This is a genomic window from Helicobacter mehlei (assembly GCF_007280785.1).
GTDB lineage: Bacteria > Campylobacterota > Campylobacteria > Campylobacterales > Helicobacteraceae > Helicobacter > Helicobacter mehlei.
The window spans coordinates 15,876-38,218 of record NZ_VKGC01000010.1 but is presented as its reverse complement, the minus strand read 5'-3'; the positions used below and the strand labels follow the sequence as shown (position 1 = coordinate 38,218).

The following is a 22,343-nucleotide window of genomic DNA, read 5'->3' as shown; positions in this document are numbered from 1 at the left end:
TTTGCAAATCAATCACTTTAAGCATAAAAAAAATATAAAATTCTTGTTTTATGAGAGGAAACATGGTATGATTGGAACTTAAGTTCAACTTTTTTTATGGTGTATAAAGGATAAGAATGAGAAAGTTTTTACTGGGGGTGCCTCTAGTTTTGGGCGTGGCGAGCAGTGGCTTGATGGCGGAAAAGGGCGGTGGTTTTATTGGGCTTAACTACCAGATCGGGCAGGGTAGGATGAATACCGGTCTTTACACTAACAACAATTATTCGCCCGGAATGTGGCATTTGGACAAGCAGGGCAATCCTACAGGAAATGAAAACTGGCAGGGTACAAACATTAGCTGGCATGGCAAATATGCCAATGGTGCGATGAATGGTTTTGGTTTCTTGGCTGGGCAGAGTTTCTTTTTCAAGCCCCCCAATGCCAAGACTGCATGGCTGGGCTTGCGCTATTATGGCTTTTTGGACTATGGGTATGCGCATTTGGGGCGGCAACTGAGTGTACCAACCACAGTAGGTGGGTCCATTTATAATGGCAGTGTCGATCTGAGCATGGTTGCTTATGGTGTGGGCACAGATTTAATGGGTAACTTCTTCGATCGCGAAAATGCCAGCGTGGGGGTCTATGGGGGCTTTGCCATCGGGGGGAATGCGTGGCAGGTGAATAGATCAACTCTGCATGCATGGCAAGATGCATTGATGGCTAGTAATACGGGCAATGTCGGTAAGCCTAGCCATGGGAACTTTAATGTGTGGTTGAATTTTGGCTTTAGGGCCAATATCCACAAACATAACGGCATTGAGTTGGGCGTGAAGATCCCCATGTTAGTCAATAAATTCTTGAAAACGGCGGGGGGGCAATATTACAGCCTCAAACGAGACTACTCTGTCTATCTAGGCTATCTCTACACTTTTTAATCTCCACTCACTTTTTGGTTTTGCTTGGTTTGCCCGCGCTTGGGCTTGCCTAGGTTTGTCTAGGCTTTCTTTTGGGTGTGCATGAGTGCTTTAATGAGAGTGGTGAAAAGCACGCCCTCAAAAATGGCAGCCAGCAAGAAGGAATAATAAGTATTTTGGTTGATCGCCCCCACTCTTAAGCCCACGCTAGCGGTGGTTACCAAAAAGGTCAAGGGCATAGAGGCACTGAGTGCAAAGGTTAAAGTGTTGCGCAGATTAGCAAAGTGGGTCCTAAAGAGCGTGAAGCTTGCCACCAAGTGCAAACCTAACATCGCGCACACCACTAAGCACGCATGGTAGATGAGCTTGGGGTTGTCTAAAACCAGTTTAAGGTCCAAAGTGGAGCCCACATGGATAAAAAATAAAGGCACAAAAAAGCCAAAGCCAATATCGTTAAGTTTATCGAATAATTCATGCTTGTGGGGGAAGAAGGTCGCCACGATGGTCCCAGCCAAAAACGCGCCCAAGACCATTTCGAGTTTGAGCCATGCCACGAGTCCTATCAAGCTAAAAAAGAGCATAATGGCAAAGCGGATATCTTGGTTAGCTTGGTCGGTTGTGGGCATGATAAAGGATTTTAAGCCCGGGAACCACCAAAACAAGATGTTAAAAATTTGCATTAACGCCACAATCGCGCCCAAAAAGAGCAATAAAATGCCCAAAGTCTTGTAAAGCTCCAAGCCTAGACCATGTAAGTAAATCCCATCCACGACCACCAATAAAATAATGCTGGTCAGTTCGCCTAACACGCCCACCTTGAGCACCAAATCCAGCCATGGTAATTCTTTGCCATAATCGCGAACTAAGGTCATGATCATCCCCAAACTGACAATGGGTAGGGCGATGATGTAGAGGGCGGAGAGTTTGGCACTTAGAGTGATGGTTGAAGAGAGGGCGTAGAGAATGCCAAAATAACACAGAATTTTTTTTAATAAGGCCCGATTCATCTGCCTAAACATATACAGATCCACTTCCATACCACACAAAAACATCAAAAATAAAAACCCCACTTCAGCCATCATGCCAAAACTAGGATTGGGCGTGAATAAGCCAAAATAGACCCCCAAAGCCCCAAATACAATTTCTAAAACCGCCACGGGCATTTTGACCAAACGGCTCACATAGGGGACTAAAACAATTAAGGGCGTGATGATGGCTAAAATAAAGAGATCATGCATGGCATAGACCTAGTGCTTTTAAAAGGGCTTTAGGGTAGAGTTGGTGCTCTAGGGCATGCACTCTTTGGGTGAAACTCTCCAGCGTGTCGTTAGACTCCCTTGCTAGAGGCTCTTGTAAAATGATGGGACCCCCGTCTAATTCTTCTGTTACCCAATGCACGCTCACCCCCATACCCTCCTGACTTTCAAAACTCTTTAAAATCGCATCTTTGCCCTTGTGGTGGGGCAGAAAAGAGGGGTGGATATTGAGGGTGGGGTAGTGTTTGACAAACAGAGGGCTTAAAATTTTCATATAACCAGCTAGCAAGATCACATGGCAACGCACTAGGGCTTGCATCAACTCCTCTTCACTAGAAATTACCACGCAGGGCACGCCCAGTTTCTCACAACGTACAATGCCGTATGCTTTGGGGTTATTGCTCGCACACAGAGTCACATCCAAAATCAGGGGTTGGCTATTTGAAGTACGCACAAAGGACTTTTTGTGCAACTGCTCAATAAGATTTTGCATATTCGATCCATTCCCACTAAATAAAATCCCCACATGCACCAAAGAAGAGGGCAGATGATCCATGAAAGCCACTCTGTTTGCCACGCCACCCATGCAAAATCCTTAAAATTTTTTCGCATTTTAACATGTTTATCAAAAAAGCAAGAGGCCACGAAACGGGCTATTTTTGTGCTATAATCCTAACCTTTAAAATTAATCTGATGGAGTTTTTATGTCCCAAAAACATGCGTTCCAAACCGAGATCAAGCAACTTTTGGATTTAATGATCCACTCTCTTTACTCCAATAAAGAAATTTTCTTGCGTGAGCTGATCTCCAATGCTTCTGATGCCCTAGATAAACTCAACTATTTAGTGATTAGCGATGAAAAATACAAACAACTAGACTTCGTGCCTCAAATCCACTTGAGTTTTGACGAAAAAGCCAAAACGATCACCATTAGCGATAATGGCATTGGCATGGACGAATCTGAGCTCATCTCCCATCTAGGCACCATTGCCAAATCGGGTACCAAAAGCTTTTTATCGCATTTGAGCGGAGATCAAAAGAAAGACAGCGCGTTGATTGGGCAATTTGGCGTGGGCTTTTACTCTAGTTTTATGGTGGCGTATAAAGTTGTGGTGCAAAGTAAAAAAGCCCTAGATACACAGGCTTATGCGTGGATCAGCGATGGGCAGGGTGAGTATGAAATTAGCCCTTGTGTCAAAGAGGGGGTGGGCACCGAAATTAAACTCTTTTTAAAAGAGGAAGAGGGCAAATTTGCTAGCCGTTGGGAGATCGAGCACATTGTTAAAAAGTATTCCGAACATATCCCCTTCCCTATTTTCCTAAGCTACACCGAAAGCAAGTTTGAGGGCGAGGGGGAGAATAAAAAGGAAGTGCAAGAGGACAAATGCACGCAAATTAATAGCGCGAGCGCGCTTTGGCGCATGAATAAAAATGAGCTCAAAGAGGAGGACTACAAAGAGTTTTATAAAAGCTTCGCACATGACAACAACGAGCCTTTGAGCTGGATTCACAATAAAGTCGAGGGGCATTTAGAATACAGCACCCTCTTTTATATCCCCAGCACCGCCCCCTTTGATTTATACCGCGTGGATTACCAATCGGGCATTAAACTCTATGTCAAGCGGGTTTTCATCACCGACGATGACAAGGAGTTATTGCCCCAGTATCTGCGTTTTGTGCGTGGGATCATTGATAGCGAGGATTTGCCCTTGAATGTGAGTCGCGAGATTTTGCAACAAAATAAAATCCTAGCCAATATCAAGAGTGCTTCTACTAAGAAAATTCTGGCCGAGATTGAACGCCTAAGCCAAGAAGAAGAGACTTATAAAAAGTTTTATGTGCCTTTTGGGCGCGTACTCAAAGAGGGCTTGCACCATGATTTTGAAAACAAAGATAAGATTTTAGACTTATTGCGTTTTGCTAGCTCTAAGGGTGCAGATTTTCTCTCCCTAAAAAGCTACAAAGAAAACATGCCTGCCGATCAAAAAAGCATTTACTACATGATCGGGGAGAATTTAGACCTCCTAAAAGCTTCGCCCTTGCTGGAAAAATACGCCCAAAAGGGGTTTGAAGTGCTCTTGATGGGCGATGAGATCGATGCCTTTGTGATTCCTAGCGTGTCAGAATATGCCAAAATCCCCTTAAAAGATGCCGCCTCTAGCGAAACCCTCAAAGAATTAGAGTTGGCCCCAGTGAGCGAGGAGGAAAAACAAGAATTTGACCCCCTAGTGCAAGCCTTTAAAGAAGCCCTCAAAGATGAGATTAAAGATGTGGCTCTCTCTAAAGACTTGAACTCAGTCGTGGTGTTGGTCGGGGACGAACAAAATGCCATGATGGCTAATTTAATGCGCCAAATGGGTCAAGAAATCCCTAGTCAGCCTAAGACTTTGGAACTCAATATCAACCACGCCATCATGCAAAAGCTCAAGGGCATTGAGGATAAAGCCGTGCTTGCAGATGTTGCCCATTTGCTCTTTGATAGTGCCAAACTCCTAGAAAAGGGTGCGCTCAAGAACGCCAAAGCCTTTAGCGATCGACTCAACGCCACGATTTTGCGCGCCTTTTAATGCGCTTTTTACGCCTAGTTTTTTTAGCCCTGCCCTTGTGGGGTAGCCCGCTTAGGATTGCTAGTGATTTGGGCAACCAACAAGGTTTTTTGGATATTTTGCAACAAGCTTTTAGGCAAGATACTAAGCAAGAAATACAATGGGTGGGGATACCCAAGAATCTTTGCATAGCAGACGCTCTATTGGTCTCTAGGTCTGTTTGGCTTTCTTTAAAACTGGAGGGCACGCCCATTTTACAAGAACGCTTGGTTTTACTGGGCAATCCTAGCACATGGGCTAGACTCCAAACTAAAACCCCACTTGCGCTTTTAAAAGCCCTCCAAGAGCCCGCCATATCAACGCACCTCAAGGTGATGTTAAACACCCCCAAAACCTACCGACCCGATGATTTGATTTTGATGAGCCAACGGCTGTATTTGCAACAAAAAACACGGGCAAATTTACCCCCCATTTTGCACCAGCCCCTAAGAATGCGTTATTTTTGGATCAACCCTTGCCATTCCGACAAAGGTGCACTCTTTGGCAAATGGCTTTTGAGCCCACAAGCCCGCCCAAGCATTGAGGGTTTCCGCATTGATTATCAACCTATCTTCACACTAATTAAGCACAAACATGGACATTGAATTAATTATTTTGGACTTTGGGAGTCAATATACCCAACTGATTGCTAGGCGTCTGCGTGAAAATGGTATTTATGTTGAAATCTACCCCTACCACCACAACTTACAAGACCTGCTCGCTAAAAAACCCAAGGGTTTTATCTTGAGCGGGGGTCCAGCAAGCGTCTATGATCCGAAGGCCTATCGTTGCGATCCGGCGTTGTTTGAGTCTAACTTGCCCATTTTGGGGATTTGTTATGGCTTGCAACTCATTGTGGATAGTTTTGGGGGGGAGGTAGTGGGCGCGCAACACCAAGAATTTGGCAAGGTGCATGTCAATCTCCTAGAAAAACATGCGCTTTTTGAGGGCGTTGATCCCACAAGTGTGGTGTGGATGAGTCATGGGGATCGTGTAGAGGTCTTGCCCCCTAATTTCCAAGTCTTAGCCCAAAGTGCCCATGCACCCTTTTGCGCGATCGCCCACACCCAAAAGCCCATTTTTGGCTTGCAATTCCACCCCGAAGTGATTCACAGCGTACAAGGTGCACAAATTTTAAAAAACTTTGCCCTGTTGATCTGCCAGAGTACGCCCATGTGGGATATGCGCTACTTTGCCAGCCAAGAGATCGCCAAAATCCGCGCTCAAGTAGGCAAAGAGCGTATTTTATGTGCGGTGAGCGGGGGGGTGGATTCAAGCGTGGTGGCTAGCCTGTGTTGCCAAGCACTGCCCAAGCAAACAGAAGTGGTTTTTGTGGATCACGGCTTATTGCGCTTGGGGGAAAAAGAGCAGGTGATTAAAATGTTTCAAGGGCTCAATATCCCCTTGCATGTCGTTGATGCCAGCACGCTTTTTTTGCAACGCCTAGCTGGCGTGATCGATCCAGAGAAGAAACGCCAAATCATTGGCAACACTTTTATTGAAGTTTTTGAAAACAAGGCAAAAGAATTAGAACAAGCAGGCAAGATCAAGTTTTTAGCGCAAGGGACTTTATACCCCGATGTGATCGAGTCGGTGAGCGTAAAAGGCCCTTCGGCTGTGATTAAGTCCCACCATAATGTGGGCGGTTTGCCCGAAAAAATGGATTTTGAGTTGCTAGAGCCTTTAAGGGAGCTGTTTAAAGATGAGGTGCGCGCTTTGGGGACACAGCTGGGCTTGCCCGAGTCCATGCTCAAACGCCACCCTTTCCCCGGACCCGGACTGGCGATCCGCATTTTAGGTGAGATCACCCCCCCTAGTCTAGAACTCTTGCGCCAAGCCGATCGCATTTTCATTGATGCCTTGCATGCCGAGGGGCTTTACGATCAAGTGTGGCAGGCATTCTGTGTTTTGCTCAATGTGCGCTCGGTGGGCGTGATGGGGGATAAACGCACCTATGATAACACCATCGCCCTAAGAGCCGTGCAGGCTAGCGATGGGATGAGCGCGCATTTTGCGCCCCTGCCCTTTGAATTTTTAGAGCGCGTGGCTAATGCGATCACCAACCAAGTTAAAGGCATTAACCGCGTGGTCTATGACATCACCTCAAAACCCCCCGGGACCATTGAGTGGGAATAGAACTCAAGGGGCTTTATGCCCTTAGTGATGAGATTTTAACTCCCTATGACAAACTCCCGTACATGCTTAGCCTTGCCATCCAAGGCGGGGTTAAAATCTTCCAATTTAGAGATAAAAGCCATAGTGATTTAGAATTACTTAGTCTAGCTCAAGAATTGGCTAAAATCTGCCAAAAACATGCCGTGGGTTTTGTGATTAATGATCGCCTAGATTTAGCCCTCAAATGCCACGCTTGGGGGTTACATTTGGGTTCTGAAGATGTACCCTTATCACAAGCTCGTCGCCTATTTAAGGGGTATTTGGGAGTCTCTTGTTATGGCAATTTGGATCAAGCCTTGCAAGCCCAACAAGCTGGGGCAAGTTATGTGGCTTTTGGGGCGTGTTTCCCCTCTTTAAGCAAACCCCAAGCCCCGTGCATTTCTTTAGAAACACTCCAGCGCGCCAAAGCGCATTTAAACATCCCCATCTGTGCTATTGGAGGGATTAGCCCCCAAAATACCACACAGCTTAAAAACGCCGACATGATCGCCGTGATTTCTAGCTTATGGAGTGGGGATATTGTGCAAAATGCTAAAAGACTCTTGGATGCTTGGCGGGCCTAAGGTCCTCAACTTGCATTAATCCCTCGTATATTTCTTTGTGCTAGCATGGTGGCTTAATGCTTAAGGATAGTGATGAATCAGAAGTTGATTACATTTGTGGAGGCGTTGCAAATTGGGTTGAATTTACCTTGTCCTACACACCAAACAGAGAGAATCAAATTAGAAGAGGGCTTGGGACGCATTGTGAGCGAGGATATTGTGGCATTAGAGGACTTGCCTAAAGCCACGCATTCAGCAATGGATGGTTTTGCCTTTGCTTTAGAGGATTTGGGGGCATGTGTGGGCGTGGCATGTGTGGTGTATGCGGGCATGGATGTGAGTAGCCTAGAATTGCCCAAGGGGGCATGTGTGAAAATCATGACCGGTGCGCTCTTGCCCAAAGGTTTGGATCTGGTCGTGCCCTTTGAGGAGATGTTAGAATTTGATGACAAGCACGCTCAAGCCCCTAAGCACAAACCCAACCAACAAGCCTTTAAAAAAGGGGATAATGTCCGCTTCCAAGGTGAGGATCTGCAAAAAGGGGCAATTCTTGTTAAAAAGGGCACGCGCTTGCATATGGGGCTATTAGCCCTTTTAGCCTCTCAGGGCGTGGCCGTGATCCCGGTTTTCAAGCGTTTAAAAGTGGGGGTGGTGAGCAGTGGAGATGAGATTGTGCCTTTAGGCACTAAAGCCCTGCCCCACCAAATTTATGATAGTAATGCCCTAGCCCTAGTGGCGTTGTTAAAAGATCATGGCTATGAGGCGCAACATTTAGGTAAGCTAGGTGATGATTTGGAGGCGCAAAAGCACGCCATAGAGGGGTTTTTAGATTATGATGTGGTGTTGAGCAGTGCGGGCGTGAGTGTGGGGGATAAGGATTATTTTAAAGAGGCTTTGGCACAAATGGGCGCAAAAATCCACTACCATGGGGTCAATGTCAAACCCGGTAAGCCCATCATGCTAGCCAGTTTGCAAAAACAGGGGCGATCCACGCTGGTTTTTGGCTTGCCGGGTAACCCTCTAAGTTGCTTGCTGACCTTTTTGGCGTTGGGTTTGCCCGTGCTTGAAAAGCAAGCCGGATCGCTAGCGACACTCTCAAGCGTGAAAGCCCGCCTATCAGAGCCTCTCAAACTCAAGGGCGATCGGGCACATTTAATCTTGGGGCATTTAGATCAAGGGATTTTCACCCCCTATCGTAACAACCGCTATAGCTCGGGGGCTTTAGATGCGCTGGGGGCTTGCCAAACTGTTGCCTTAGTGCAAGGCAACACTGAGGAGATTGAAGTCTTTTTTTACAAACGCTTTTTGTAAAACCACTCTTTATAAGAGTTGGAAACCATAGGTGAGGGTGAACATCAAATGACTGCGATCCGAGTCGATATTGCGGGTCAAGATGGGGGCGTAGTTGTTGGTGGCGGGGTCCCATGATCCGCAAGTATTAGGAGTGGGGCCAAAGCCATACCCCAAACAATAGCCTTTTTTGGTGATGTTGTTGTAGTACTCTAATTTGAGATCGAATTTGAGGTTATAACGGCTCAAAAAATAGCTCAAAAAGAGGGCGATACTTTGCTCGTTAGCCCGTGGGGAAGTGGTCAGACGGCCCAAGACCTTCCATGTAAAACTTCTATAATGCGAGCCAAAGTATAAAAAGCCATTGAGCGCATCTTTGCCAACAATATTATTGATCTCAGCATCATAAATACTATTAGTCCAGATGTTATACCCCAAGGGGTCGCCATAAATGCCAATATCCCCGTTGGCATTGCCGATATTTTTATAAATGCTCCCCCCAAATTGCCACTTATTGTAGTAAAAACGGGAGCGGAAGAAGAGAGTTTGCCCATATTTGCCCATTTTTTCTTGCCCAAACAAGATGATGTCATAGCCCCGCCCTGATGGGGGAAAAAAGGGGAAAAAGCCGACAAAAGTCCCCACCCACCTAAAGCCCTTATCTCTAAAATTAGGGTTGGTGTCATAGGTGATGTTGATCCCGGGGGCATTCATGCGCCCAAAGATGGAGTAAAAATAGGGGTTGATTTTTAACCCCTTGTGTTGGTATTTGAGATCGGCGATCATCAAGGGCTTACCGCTGGTGTAGTAACGCCCAAAGGGCCAAAACCAGTCGCTGGAGGCTGAAGCCCTAGCATCGGAGTAGAGCACACGCAGTTTATAATCTTTGTATTTGACATAGCCCTCGACCCCTTGGCTAAAGGAAGTGAACCAGTCATAATCAGAGAGTTCGTAACGCCCACCCTTGATTCCAAAAATGCCCTTGTAGTCGTAGCTCAAATAGGCATTATTCACCATCGCATAGCGGGGTTTTTGCACATTCAAACCGCTATGCCCGGCATACCAGCCGATGTATTCCCAATAAATCCCGCCGTCATGCTGGTAGAATTGCCCCGGGCCCCCGGGCTGGCCGGGCTGGATGTTATTGCCTTGCTGGGCTGTGGAGTCATAGGGCAGAGCAGATACCATGCCCCCCACTTCGGCATGCCAGCCCTTGTAAAGGTCCATGCTGATATTGAGTTCGGCTAAAAGAGAGGTGTAGCTACCTGTGGGGTAAATGAATTTGGAGGGGTTATAGCGCTTGTTGTTGAAGCCATATAAGGTGTAGCTACTCATCTTTCCAGTGATGCTCATGTCAAAGGCAATCGCTTGCTCTAAATATGTCAAAGCAAGTGCCACAAAAACAAATCCCTTGGGAGCGTGTCGGCGACTTCTAACTTGCATAAACACCCTTTGGAATAAATAAAAAGAGGAGACGGTTTATTGTAGCAGAAAAAAGCTTAAAGGGGAAAGATTCCCCTTTTGTTAGAGAAAATGGTTTTTAGAAGCTGTAGCTGATGTGAGTCATCAAGTGGCTGCGATCTTGTACCACCGTGTGGGTGATCGCACCGGTATTTTGGGGTCCTTGAGCAAAGCCAGCAGCAGAGAAAAGACCGGTGTTCAAACTCAAGGGCTGACCCATATAGCTTAGGAAGCCCACACCGGGGTTATAGCCCGCACGGATAACTTGCATGAACCATTCAAGTTTGATCCCGGCTTTGATGTGTTTGCCAATTTGGTAGTTCATATACAACGCTAGAGCCTGACCATCAGCACGCGGAGCTGTGGTGTAACGCTCAGCTAGCTCCCAGTCAAATTTGCCATAAACACCACCACCTTTCCAATACAAAGTAACGGCATCGGCAGCGGTGATGTTGTTGATGGAGGCAAACCCTAGTGAGTAGATACCACCTGTCCATTGTTCCACACCATCGATGGCAACGGGGTTACCATAGGTACCGATATTAGGGTTTGGGTTACCAATAGCAGCATAGATACCAAAGGAGGTGTTATGGTTATCAAAGTCAAAGCGTTGTTTGAACAAAATGATGGACCCACCCGGACCTTGCAGACCTTGCCACTTCCCGTTATTTAAGAAAGGGTCCCAAGTGTTATAACGCGCAGGCGCATAGCGACCATACTGGGCGTTATTCCACTGATAGACATACATCGCATACAGCGTGGTTTGTGATCGAAAGCCCCGGCCACTAAACTCTGGATTAGTATCGTAATACAACTTGATCTCCGGAGCGGTGAAGACTTGTGGGGAGAACCACACATGCGGGTGGATCGAGAAATGTTTATTAACTTGGTAGATCAGCCCGATTTTGTGTTGCCCCCAAGGCTTTTCGCGGTAGATGGGGAACATCCACTGCCCGTCAGCGATACCACGGCCCCAGGAGCTGAACACTTGGAAAGTCAGCTTATTGGTCAGGTTAAACATCCCATAGAAACCCTGAGTCAATTGGTAGAACCAGTCAATGTCTTTAACTTGTGTGGTGTCATAACGCCCAGCGATGATCCAAATTTTGTCGCTCTTGTATTGGACATTGGCCTTATAAATCTCATAACGGCGGGATTGTCCGGGGGTGTAGGCACTAGCTGGGTAGTAGTTGGGGGCTAGCCCGTTCCACTCACCCATAAACATGTAGCCGATACCGCGCGGGTCAGCGACCATGCCGGGGCGATAATCCCCCCCTAACATACCACCACTGGTTGCCGGGACACAAAACCCATTGCTACTAACTGGTGTGCCATCACAACCCACATTTCCCCATACGTTGCGAGGGTTATAGTTCTTAGAATACTTGTCGTAACGCGTGCCATCATAGGGCATACCACCCAGTGCACCCCCCACGCTCACACTCCAGCCCTTGCCCAAGTGCAGGGTGCTCTCCAACTTGCCCGTGAGCTCCACGAAAGTACCTGTTGGGTAGTATCCTGCAACCGGGTTGATGGGTTGCGTGTTAAAGCCCACCTTGGAGAAATTGATAAGATCCCCATGGACTTCATAAGAAAGGGCATCCAACGCACCTAGTCCAAAAGAGGAGGACAAAATCAAAGCAGGAGCGATTGCCTTCCCTAACTTGCGCCCCTTGACCTGCGCCTTCCTCGTCTGTTTTTTGATCATTTCCTTCATCAGCATTGCCTTTATATGTTAAGTAACCTTGAGTGTTGCATCTACACAGAACATGTCTAAGACCCTAAACCAGTAACAGCCTCAAGCCCACGACAAAACCATGATTGTGTGCCCGCATTCTAATATAGATTAGGTATTTTTTTTCTTAAAAAAAACCCTAACCATTCCGCTTTCTTAACTCGCCTCAAGAATATTACTTTATATTTTTTCATAATATTATTGCTCATCATGCGAGTAGTACAGCACCTAAAACTTGAGCGTCAAATTCGCCATCAAATGGCTACGATCTTGGTAGCGGGCTTGGTAAGTGGCTTTGCCAAATTGGGGGAGTCCAAAGTAGCCAATTTTATAGCCATTGTGGATTTCAATCCCATAATACTCCACCTTGACATGGAAAAAGAGCGAACGGGTAAAAGCATAATCTAGACTGAGAGCTGCTGAATATTCATTGCTACGCCCGCGGTGTCCTTTAGAGTCCTTGTTGGCATTGCTCACCCGTCCAAAGATGGACCACGCAAATTTTTTATACACGCTCCCTACTGAGCCATAGATCGTTGTGGTGTTGGCATTGGTAGCGGCATCGGCGATCCCATCATAGACGCTATTATCCCAAAAGTCATAGGCGACCATGCCGTAAATGTCATTTACATAGGAGCTGTTGTTCCCCATGGGCATGGTGTGCGATCCCAAATACGCATCGGAGTTGCCAAAGGTGTTATACAGCCCGATGATATAGGTAAATTTGTTCCAACGGAAGATTTGGCGGAGATTGAGGGTTACGCCATATTTGCCCACCGCCGATCCATGTGAGGCGGCGTCCCAAATGCTATACAAGCCCGTTTTAGGGTCATACCACCCGGAATAATAGATTGGCACGGTGAGCATGATCAAGCTTTGGGAGCGAAAACCCACCTGCCTGAAATTCTTATTGGTGTCATAGGAGAGTTTAATGCCCGGTGCGTTGTAAGTCTTGGGGGAAAAATAATAGTAAAACTCTGTGCTCAGATTTTTATAATCATAGGTGGCACTCGCGCCATGCCAGCCGTAGTTAATCCATGAGCTATTGTTAGCAGGATTGCCCCCGGGCTTGAGATAGGGGACAACCGCATAAAACTCATAAATCCAAGAGTTAAACGCCAAGCCCCGCCCATAGGAGCTCCACCACCAGAGTTTAAAATTTTTAGTGGGTCTGTAATACAGCTCCCAACCTTGGTTAGACCCGCTCATCAAATCAATGTTGGCGGTGTAACGCCCTAGCTTAAAACCAAAAACATCTTTGTAGTTATAATCCAAATAGGCATTATCCAAGACATAGGGTCTAGCGTGCAGGGCACCCGATTTGCCTACCCCATCATAAGTTGGGCTGAAATATTGGTTAAAAAAGTAACCATGCCAGCCCCCAATAAAGTTGTAAATTACTGAGCCATAACGCTGGTCATCATGCCCATGATCAACCCTTAATTTTGTGCCATCATAGATCACGCCCCCCACTTCCCCGCCTATCCCAAATCTTAGCGTGTGATCGGCAACATGTTTGGGCAATAAGCCCACATTAAAATAGACATTCCCCACCACAGAGGCAAAACTCTCGGTCGGGTAAATCCCCAATTTGGAATTTAATGGGGCGTTGTTAAACCCCACTTTGCTAAATAGATCCAACTCGCCCGAAAGTTTATAATCTAGGGCGTGCAAAGAGCCTAGCTGTGCTAAAACAAGCATAGATTTTAACCATTTAGGTTTAGAAGGCGCGCGGGTATTCAATTCAAACCTCCCTGTGTGTTGTGATTCCATTTTAACATGATTTACCTCCTGACTTTAGAATATCAAAAAACCCTAGAAAATAAGGGCTTGGGTATTGTGTATCCATGTTACAACCCCATTTAAAATTGTGCCTTGATAGAGGTCATTAGATAACTTCTATCTTGCGCGGTTGCGCCCACGCTGTAATCACGGACATACCACTGGGCGATGTTATAGCCCTTGTGGGTATAGACCTCGTGGTATTCGATCTTAACATCGCTAGAAACATAGCGACTCCACTTAAATCCTAAGTTGAGCGCGACACTTTGTTCATTAGCACGGGGTGAAAAGGTGAGTTTGCCTAGCATGCCCCAAAAAAACTTGCGATACACTCCACCCCCAAAGATAAAGCCGGTAATGGCATCGGGAGAGAGCATGTTATCCATGAGCCCCCCATAGATACTCGCATCGCGATAATCAATCCCAATGGGATTCCCATACCAACCCATTTTGGCGTTGGCGTTCCTGATGTTTTGGTAATACCCGCCCCCAAAGTTGAATTGATTCCAATCAAAACGCTGGCAGATATAAATGCTCACCCCGCCCTTCCCTAGTTGCATCCCACGATACCAAGTATCGGCTAAATGTGCGCTATAAATGGGAAAAATCACCGTCATTTCAGTTAGGGATTTAAAACCTATCCCATCAAAGGTGGCATTAGAATTGTAGTGGAGCTTAAAGCCGGGCGTGGTGTAGGTGTTAGGTGAAAAATAGACAAAGGGCACTAGGGAAAAATAGCGGGTATCGTAATTAATGCCCACCGCATGGATGCCCAAATCCACATCTTCGCCCTTTTTGTTGGTCGTGGTGATGGGGGCATACCAAGGGCGGATAAATTCTCCCGTAGCTAGAGCCCTGCCAAAGGAGCTAAACCAGCGGAATCGAAAATAGGAGAGGAATTTATAGGAGACCTCAAAACCCTCTGTATAACCACTTACAAAGGTTGTCTTGGCTAAATAACGCCCACCTATAAAGGTGAAAATGCCCTTGTAGTCATATTGTAAAAAAAGGTTATAGAGCACATAGGGTTTGGCGTTTTTGGTGGATAAAATATTAGATTTTTTCCAAGGGGCATTGCCCAAAAAATCCCACCATCTCCCAATGTAGTAGTAAAGTTTAGAGCCATAGACCTGCCCGGTGCTCTGATCGATGAGGTTCTTGGTGCTATCATAGGCCAATTGCCCCACACTCCCCCCAATGCCCGTTGTGATCTTGTGCCCATTTTTATTTAACAAGGTGGCATCGGCTTGGAGCTTCAAGGTCATGGTTACAAAACTCTCGGTGGGGAAGATACCCTTAGCCGAATTAATAGGCGAGTGGTTAAAACCAATCTTGGAGACTGACTCCGCACTCCCACTCAACTTATACTTAAAAGCCCCCAGCAAATCCACACAACACATGCAGAATAAGGCACCCACAAGGAGTGTTGCAGAGTCTTTCATAGGACCTCTAAAGTTTGACCTTGATCTCCGTAAAAATATGGCTTCTGTCTTGATAAGTTGCTGGCTGATCGGGCAAATAGGGACCATTCCAACCCACCTTATAACCCTTGTGCACGATCTGGTTATAATACTCCACCTTGATATCTGCATAAAAATGCTTAGAAAACTGATAGCCCAAGTTGAAGGCCAGACTTTGTTCATCCGCGCGTGGCCCATAGGTCAAACGCCCAATCACACCCCAAAGCCATTTTTTATACACACCCCCGCCAAATAAAAAGGCGGTAAAGGCATCCGCATCCATCATGTAGGATAGAGAGTTGAGGGTATTGGCATAGACGCTATTGGTCCAAAAGTCAAAGCCCAAGCGGTTACCATGGTAGCCAATCATCCAGTTGGCATTCCCAAAGCTCTTATAAATGCCCCCCCCAAAGTTGTAGTTGTTGTAGTCAAAACGCTGTTTGATCATCAAGCTATGGGCGTTCTTGCGCGAAATCATGCCAAACTGGTAGGTGTTCCAAAAGCGTTTAGCATAAAAGGGGTTGAGCACCGTAATATCGGTCTGGGATCGCCAGCCTATCCCTTTAAAGCCCGGCTTAGAGTCGTAGGTGATTGTGAAGTTGGGGTCGTATTCGTTGTTGGGAGAGAAATAAACAAAGGGGACAATGCTTAAGCCCTTATACTCCCATGTGATGTAAAAGGCATGCACCCCGGGGTTAATCTTGCTCCCATTGGCTAACGTATAGGTCTTGGGCGAATAGAAGTTATACAACCATTCGTTATAGGCAAAGCCCCGTCCAAAGGAGCTAAACCACCAAAACTTAAAATTGCCCAATTTCAAGGTCATGTCCAAGCCTTGGGTGTAGCCACTCATGTAATCTGCTGGCGATTCGTAACGCCCCCCTCTAAAGCGGAAAATGTCTTTATAAGAGTAGTCGATGTAGGCGTTGTAAATGACATAATTGCGTGTGTTGTTGGCATAGCCTTGCACACAATCGGCTGCACTCATTGTTCCACCATTAGGGTTAGGAACGGTCGTGGCATCTGACATAGCTTGTAGCTGGGCTGCACTCAAACCCGCATAATCTGACTCTTTGCCCCCACCTAGTCCATACCAGCACTGCGCCCAAGGTTTTTGCCCCACCAAACCCCCATAGTAGCCAAAGTAGTTCCAATCCATCGCCCCATAAGGTTTGCCCGTGGCCTCGTTGATCAGGTGCTTGGTCCCATCATAAATGAGTCCCCCGCCAAAACCCCCCAAACTTCCAGACATGTGATGCCCATTGGCGGTGGCACTCTTGGGCAAGAGCTCGGGAAAATCTAATTGCAAGTAAGCCACCACAGTGACAAAAGTTTCTGTGGGGTAAAGACCCTTATTGGTGTTAATGGGCTTGTTATTAAACCCGATCTTAGAGAACGACTCCGCCCCTGCTTTGAATTTTGCAAAGGATTCGAGATTTCTCCAATCAAGGGCTTGGGCAGGCGACATAGCTAAAAGAGCCACTAAACTTTTGGACAACAAAACGATCTTTTTCATCACATCCTCGTTAATTTTTCCATACCCCCTCTCTTAAGACAACAATTTAAAACTGAGCCGTGATGGTTACCATCAGGTGGCTTCTATCGCTATAACGCCTCGAATAAAGCACGCTGTTACTAATACCATTTGCTTTAGCATAGGCAACAGGATTACCCCACACGCCTTCTAAATAACCTTTGTGCATGATCAACCCATAATACTCTAATTTAACCTCTGCTTTTAAAGCTTGGGTAAATTTGTATCCCACATTGACAGCACTACTCCCCTCATTGGCTTTGAGTGCGCTTGTCCAACGCATCAAAATGCCCCAAAGCCATTTTTTATGCACACCCCCACCAAAAATCCAGCCACTCACCGCATCCGTGCCCACAACATTGCTCAAAGACTGCCCCACATCATAGACACTATTGGTCCAAAAGTCAATCCCTAGAGGGTTGCCCGTAGTCCCAATGAAGGAATTAGCATTTTGCCACACCTTATAAAAAGCCCCACCAAAATTGAACTCATTCATGTCAAAGCGTTGGCGGATCAATAAAGATTGTCCGGTTTTACTCATTTTGGTCCCATAGCGGTAGGCAAAATCCCCGTAATTGATCGTGCCTGTTTGGGAGTTTGTGGTATAAACGAGGCGATCGTAGTAAATGGGGAAGAGCGCAACTGCACGCGTTTGGGATCGAAAACCCACCCCATCAAACTTAGGATTCGTATCGTATTTCAAATCAACCCCGATCGTGTTATAAGTTTTGGGCGCAAAGTAATAAAAATGGCTGATGCTAAAGGCACTGCCCAATTTCTGAAAATCTTTTGTGTAGGCAAAAGAGAGTGCATGGATTCCATAATTGACTAACTTACCTCTCTTCCCGCTAGGGCACTCCGTGCATTGCACGCCATTAGGCGTGGTGTAGGCCGAACGGGGCGAATAATAGTCATACAACCATTCGCCATAGGCAAAGGCACGCCCCCAAGAGCTAAACCAAGAAAGCTTATAAGTGGCATGGTGCTTGTCTTTAAAGCGCACGAAAGTATCAAACCCCTGCGTATAGCCACTCATATAGTCTGCCTCCGACTCGTAACGCCCCGCCTTGATCCCAAAAATGTGTTTATAGGTGTATCCTAACCACCCTTCATTAAAAACGTAGGTTCTGGTGTTTTTAGAGATATCCGGATCTAAGAAACGATTCCCCATAAAACCATTGTAATAACCAATGTAGTTAAAGATTTGCGTCCCACCGGGGAGGTGCTTGGTCCCATCATAAGCTACACCACCCACGGTTCCTCCAATGCTCCCCTTAAGGCTATGCCCTTCTAGTTTTTTAGGCAATAGGCTAAAATCAATCCGCCCCTGCCCCACGACCGTTACAAAAGTCTCCGTAGGGTAGATGTTTTTAGATTCATCAATCTTGCTGTTATTAAATCCAATCTTAGAAAAAGACTCTGCCCAACCGGCTAATTTATATTCAAAAGATTCTAATCCGCCCGTCAGAGCCGCCAACGCTAAAACCTGCTTACTTAAACTCTTCATCCCAATCTCCTCAAGATTTTGGTTAGCTTTAACGAGCATTTACCCTTACAAGGCACAATAATAGTATGATCTGCCTTGTTTTTCCATATTTTCTTTCGTTTTTCCAAAAGAACAACACCACTCTATTTTCTATTGTAACTATCTTGGCACTAAAATGACGCGATCAAGCTCGTATAGAGCGCGCTACGATCTTGGTAACCGCCCTGACAACCCTTGGTACAAAGCGCATTTAAGCCCGCTTGGTAACCTTTATTGGTATGTATGCCATAGTAGAGTAAATCCACGCTCCCTTTTAACACCTTGTTAAATGTGTAGCCCAACGTGAGCATATAACGCCCTTCCCAAGCAACCGGGGCACTTGTCCATTGCCAAACCATCTTCCATGAAAATTTTTCTTTGAAATGCGTAGCCCCATAAGAAATCATTCCTGTAACCGCATTTGCTTTTAAAGCCGTGCCTGCTACACCAGCATAAATACTATCATTGCCCATCAACACACCCGAGGGGTTACCCATATTGCCCACATAGGCATTGGTGTTTTTAAAATTCTTATAAAACGCCCCGATGAGATAAAAATTGTTGTAATCAAAGCGTTGTCGGATGATGAGGCTTTGCCCATTAGGCGTGGCGGGGCTGTCATATCTGTAAATGGGCTTGCCATCTTTACCAACCAGCATCCATGGATAATACATGGGGAAAAAGGCGATCAAGTGTGTGTGGGAACGGAAACCCTTACCGCTAAAATTGGGGTTAGTGTCCCAGCCCACCTGAAAACCCGGGGCATTGAACGCTTTGGGCGAAAAGTAGTAAAAAAACTCGGTTAAGAGCTTGTGGCGGTTGTAGATGAGGCGCACCGCATGGGTGCCATAGGAAAGTTTCTTGCCATGTGGATCCCAGCCCCCTTGGCTATTTTTGGTGTAATCCCCATTATAGCTTGTTCTGGGCGCATACCAATCGATCAAAAAGCCCCCCCCCACAATCGCGCGCCCCCAAGAGCTAAACCACACTAAGCGGGCATGTTTATACTGCCCAAAGACCTCAAAACCCTGTGTTTTCCCGCTTCGATAGGGCATGGTAGAATTGTAACGCCCAGCTTTGACTCCGAAGACATTTTTATACTGGTAGTCCAAATACGCATCGCTGAAAATATAGGTGTGTCTCATTGCATGTTTTTTGGCATTCTGAACCGCAATGGTATCGGTGGATAGTATATTGGAAGCCCCGCCCAAGTAGCCATCATAATAGCCATAAATCTTATAAAGCACGCTCCCCTCTTTGGAATGGCGTGTGCTATCATACAAAACCCCCCCAACCATGCCTGCAATAGCCCCTTTTAGACTATGATCGCTCACCTTTTTGGGTAGCAAATTAAAACTCAAATCCAAATAACCCGAGATGGTGGCGTATTGTTGGGTGGGGTAAATGCCCCTAGAGCGATCGATTTGGTGTTGGTTAAATCCAATCCACGAGGTTTGTTCGGCCTTGCCACTCAACTTGTAATCAAAAGCAAAAGCTGCAGAAAAGACCAAGGGACCTATTAAAAGAACTTTTGAGAAAAAACAATACCTGCCTCTCAGGTCCTGCTCGCTCGCCTTACTCATGGTAACACTCCTTTTTGATAATGTCACACATTTTAACAAAAAACACCCTTGACACGAGAGCGCACCATCCCTTTTTTCTATCTTTATAAAAAATAATAGACCGATATGCTACTAAGTGTAACCAAAAAGATAGTGGCGATCCCTAGAAAGAGGCGATCAGTTGCGTGTAGAGCGCGCTGCGATCTTGATAATTGCCCCCACAATAGGTCTTCTGTGGGTTGCAAGGTCCATTCAAGCCCGCTTGGTAACCCTTGTTAGTGTGCAAGCCATAATAGGCCAAATCAACAAGCATTTTAAGCCACGGCGTAACTTGGTAGATCACCGAAAATACAACCCGTCCCTCATAAGAAACTGGGGCACTGCTCCACTGCCAAGTCATCCGCCATGTAAATTTCTTTTTAAAATGCGTGCCCCCATAAACTAACGACCCAGTTACCGCATCTGCCTTTAAAGCCGTGCCCGCGTAACCTGCCCACAGGCTATTGCTATAAAGTTCCACCCCAGCGGGGTTGCCCGTGTTGCCGACATAGGCATTCACATTGCGGAAGTTTTTATAGAAAGTCCCCAAAATGAAAAATTGGTTAAAATCAAAGCGTTGCCGGATGATGAGGCTTTGCCCATTAGGTGTAGTTGGGTTATCATAACGGTAGATATTGGCTCCATTTGCCCCAATCACCATCCATGGGTAGTACATGGGGAAAAAGGCGGTGATCTCGGTGTTGGAACGAAAGCCCAAGCCCTGAAAATTGGGGTTGCTATCCCACCCTATGCGCAAACCCGGTACATTAAACATCTTGGGAGAAAAATAAAAGAACCCTTCGGCTAATAGATGGTGTTTTTTGTAAGTGAGCTGGATGGCATGTGTTCCGTAGGCAACCTTATGCCCTCTAGGACTCCAACCCCCATTGCTATTTTTGTAGTAACCCCCACTATAAGATACTCGAGCTGCATACCAATCCCTTATGCGCGCACCGGTTGAAAAAGCACGCCCCCAAGAGCTAAACCACCACAAACGGACATGTTTAAACTGCCCATAGACCTCAAAACCCTCCGTCTGTCCAGATTTATAGGGCGCAAAGGAGCGGTAACGCCCCGCCTTGATCCCAAAGAAATTTTTATAATCGTATTCCAAATAAGCATCACTAAAGATATAATCATGGACATAATTAGTCATTTTTCTATTTTTAGTGGTGACGCTATCGCTTTGCAACACATCTGCCCCACCCCCTAGAAAACCATCGTAGTAACCAAAATTTTGATAGACCACAGAGCCCCCCTGAAAGTGCTTTGTGCCATCATACAAAACACCCGCAACCATGCCCCCAATACTCCCCTTGAGGCTATGTCCGGTTAAGGTTTTGGGCAAGAGATTAAAATCAAGGGCGAGGTAGCCCGCAATGGTGGCATATTGTTGCATGGGATAAATCCCTTTACTCCTATTCACTTGATCTTGGTTAAACCCGATTGTGGCTGCCTGATTGGCAAACCCACTTAACTTATAATCAAAGGCTTCTAAAGAGAGAGACAGCGGGGCTAAAACCCCCAAAGCAAATTGCAAAGACAATTTCCTCATGCGATCTTCCTTGTGGGGTGCTAGTGATCTTGGACAAATTTTAAGGCTTCCTCCAAACTGGCGGTATCTGTGATGCTCAAGGTGGGTTTGTTGCTCAAGCGTTTGTTAAGATTTTTAAGCACGCTGGTGCCAAATTCGATATAGTAATCCGCTTGTGCCTCGCACACTTGCAAACAGCGATCGTAAAGTACGGGTTTAACCAGTTGCACCCCCAAGCATTCTAGGGCATCAGCTTTGTTCTGGTAAATTTGGGTTGTGGCGTTTGAGATAATGCCAAAGGCATAAGAGTCTTGCAAGCTTGATTTTAATAGGACTTGAAAATCTGCTAGCATCGGGGCTAAAACCTCGCAATGGCTCACCACGCTCATAGGCAAGAGCACCAATTTTTTAGCCCCTAAGCTTTTGGGCTCTAGGCGTTGCAAGAACTCCTTTTCCCCAGCTAACACGACTTGAGAACCATTGAAGTTAGCCACATGGAGTAATTGTCCCTGTGCCCTTGCTTGATCACAATAGGCTAAAATACCCTCTGTTTGTGCCCCTAACACCGCCAACATGCCTAACTCTTTGGCATGCCTAGTGCAAACCTCTTCCATCAATCTCCCCCGCTCAAAGACCAGCCTTAAGCCCTGTTCTAGGCTCAATGCCCCACTCGCCCCATTAGCGCTAATTTCCCCCAAAGAATGCCCCAAACCCATTTTAGGCACAAGCGAGCCCGCTTGGCTGGCAAAGAGCCTAAAAGCCATCATGGAAACTAAAAAAATTGCACTTTGGGTATAGGCACTCTTGTTGAGGTCTGCATTTTCGCTCCATAGTAACTTGGGCATATCCCGCTTTAACACATCGCTAGCCTCCTCACACATTTGTTTAGCCAAGCTAGAATGCGCGCACAAATCCTGTCCCATGCCTACATGTTGTGAGCCCTGCCCACCAAATAGCCATACCGCCATTG

General features: G+C 46.3%; 17 protein-coding genes. 6 read left to right on the top strand and 11 right to left on the bottom strand.

Annotation, left to right across the window (positions count from 1 at the left end; genetic code table 11):
• Positions 1-116: 116 nt before the first annotated feature.
• A complete protein-coding gene (locus tag FNE76_RS04995; protein WP_120947460.1) occupies positions 117-914 on the top strand; it encodes an outer membrane protein in 798 nt (265 codons plus the stop codon).
• Between the two features lie 59 nt (positions 915-973).
• On the opposite strand, the gene FNE76_RS04990 is transcribed toward FNE76_RS04995, so the two are convergent.
• Both FNE76_RS04990 and purN read right to left on the bottom strand, forming a co-directional pair.
• Positions 974-2,131 carry a cation:proton antiporter gene (locus tag FNE76_RS04990; protein ID WP_120947459.1) on the bottom strand — a complete coding sequence of 386 codons (1,158 nt, stop codon included), beginning with the start codon at positions 2,129-2,131 and terminating at the stop codon, positions 974-976.
• The gene (gene purN / locus FNE76_RS04985; protein ID WP_120947458.1) at positions 2,124-2,735 is read right to left on the bottom strand and encodes a phosphoribosylglycinamide formyltransferase; all 612 of its coding nucleotides are present in this window, start codon (positions 2,733-2,735) and stop codon (positions 2,124-2,126) included. The genes FNE76_RS04990 and purN overlap by 8 nt, the downstream gene beginning before the upstream one ends.
• A 118-nt stretch (positions 2,736-2,853) precedes the next feature.
• Between purN and htpG the strand changes: the two genes are divergently transcribed.
• The 5 genes from htpG to FNE76_RS04960 all read left to right on the top strand — a co-directional run bounded on the left by htpG (position 2,854) and on the right by FNE76_RS04960 (position 8,762).
• Complete coding sequence (htpG, locus tag FNE76_RS04980; RefSeq protein ID WP_120947457.1) at positions 2,854-4,716, top strand: molecular chaperone HtpG; 1,863 nt, start codon at positions 2,854-2,856, stop codon at positions 4,714-4,716.
• Positions 4,716-5,339 carry a hypothetical protein gene (locus tag FNE76_RS04975; protein ID WP_120947456.1) on the top strand — a complete coding sequence of 208 codons (624 nt, stop codon included), beginning with the start codon at positions 4,716-4,718 and terminating at the stop codon, positions 5,337-5,339. The genes htpG and FNE76_RS04975 overlap by 1 nt, the downstream gene beginning before the upstream one ends.
• Positions 5,329-6,870 (top strand): glutamine-hydrolyzing GMP synthase, encoded by a 1,542-nt coding sequence (gene guaA, locus FNE76_RS04970; RefSeq protein WP_120947455.1) that lies wholly within the window; start codon positions 5,329-5,331, stop codon positions 6,868-6,870. The genes FNE76_RS04975 and guaA overlap by 11 nt, the downstream gene beginning before the upstream one ends.
• Positions 6,861-7,472 carry a thiamine phosphate synthase gene (gene thiE, locus FNE76_RS04965; protein WP_120947454.1) on the top strand — a complete coding sequence of 204 codons (612 nt, stop codon included), beginning with the start codon at positions 6,861-6,863 and terminating at the stop codon, positions 7,470-7,472. Before guaA ends, thiE begins: the two co-directional genes overlap by 10 nt.
• A 72-nt stretch (positions 7,473-7,544) precedes the next feature.
• The gene (locus FNE76_RS04960; RefSeq protein ID WP_120947453.1) at positions 7,545-8,762 is read left to right on the top strand and encodes a molybdopterin molybdotransferase MoeA; all 1,218 of its coding nucleotides are present in this window, start codon (positions 7,545-7,547) and stop codon (positions 8,760-8,762) included.
• 9 nt (positions 8,763-8,771) lie between these two features.
• Here the strand turns inward: FNE76_RS04960 and FNE76_RS04955 are convergent, their stop codons facing one another.
• From FNE76_RS04955 to FNE76_RS04915, 9 genes are all read right to left on the bottom strand, one after another.
• The gene (locus FNE76_RS04955; RefSeq protein WP_120947452.1) at positions 8,772-10,184 is read right to left on the bottom strand and encodes an outer membrane family protein; all 1,413 of its coding nucleotides are present in this window, start codon (positions 10,182-10,184) and stop codon (positions 8,772-8,774) included.
• A gap of 97 nt (positions 10,185-10,281) precedes the next feature.
• A complete protein-coding gene (locus tag FNE76_RS04950; RefSeq protein ID WP_120947451.1) occupies positions 10,282-11,919 on the bottom strand; it encodes an outer membrane family protein in 1,638 nt (545 codons plus the stop codon).
• Between the two features lie 246 nt (positions 11,920-12,165).
• Complete coding sequence (locus tag FNE76_RS04945; protein WP_120947551.1) at positions 12,166-13,638, bottom strand: outer membrane family protein; 1,473 nt, start codon at positions 13,636-13,638, stop codon at positions 12,166-12,168.
• Positions 13,639-13,799: 161 nt separating this feature from the next.
• Entirely contained in the window at positions 13,800-15,161 is a 1,362-nt protein-coding gene (locus FNE76_RS04940; protein WP_120947450.1) for an outer membrane family protein, read from the bottom strand.
• Positions 15,162-15,168: 7 nt separating this feature from the next.
• A complete protein-coding gene (locus tag FNE76_RS04935) occupies positions 15,169-16,695 on the bottom strand; it encodes an outer membrane family protein (RefSeq protein ID WP_120947449.1) in 1,527 nt (508 codons plus the stop codon).
• Positions 16,696-16,741: 46 nt separating this feature from the next.
• A complete protein-coding gene (locus FNE76_RS04930) occupies positions 16,742-18,220 on the bottom strand; it encodes an outer membrane family protein (protein ID WP_120947549.1) in 1,479 nt (492 codons plus the stop codon).
• A gap of 149 nt (positions 18,221-18,369) precedes the next feature.
• A complete protein-coding gene (locus tag FNE76_RS04925) occupies positions 18,370-19,821 on the bottom strand; it encodes an outer membrane family protein (protein WP_235852167.1) in 1,452 nt (483 codons plus the stop codon).
• Between the two features lie 142 nt (positions 19,822-19,963).
• Complete coding sequence (locus tag FNE76_RS04920) at positions 19,964-21,394, bottom strand: outer membrane family protein (protein WP_120947448.1); 1,431 nt, start codon at positions 21,392-21,394, stop codon at positions 19,964-19,966.
• A gap of 20 nt (positions 21,395-21,414) precedes the next feature.
• Complete coding sequence (locus FNE76_RS04915) at positions 21,415-22,341, bottom strand: ACP S-malonyltransferase (protein WP_120947447.1); 927 nt, start codon at positions 22,339-22,341, stop codon at positions 21,415-21,417.
• Between the last annotated feature and the right edge of the window lie 2 nt (positions 22,342-22,343).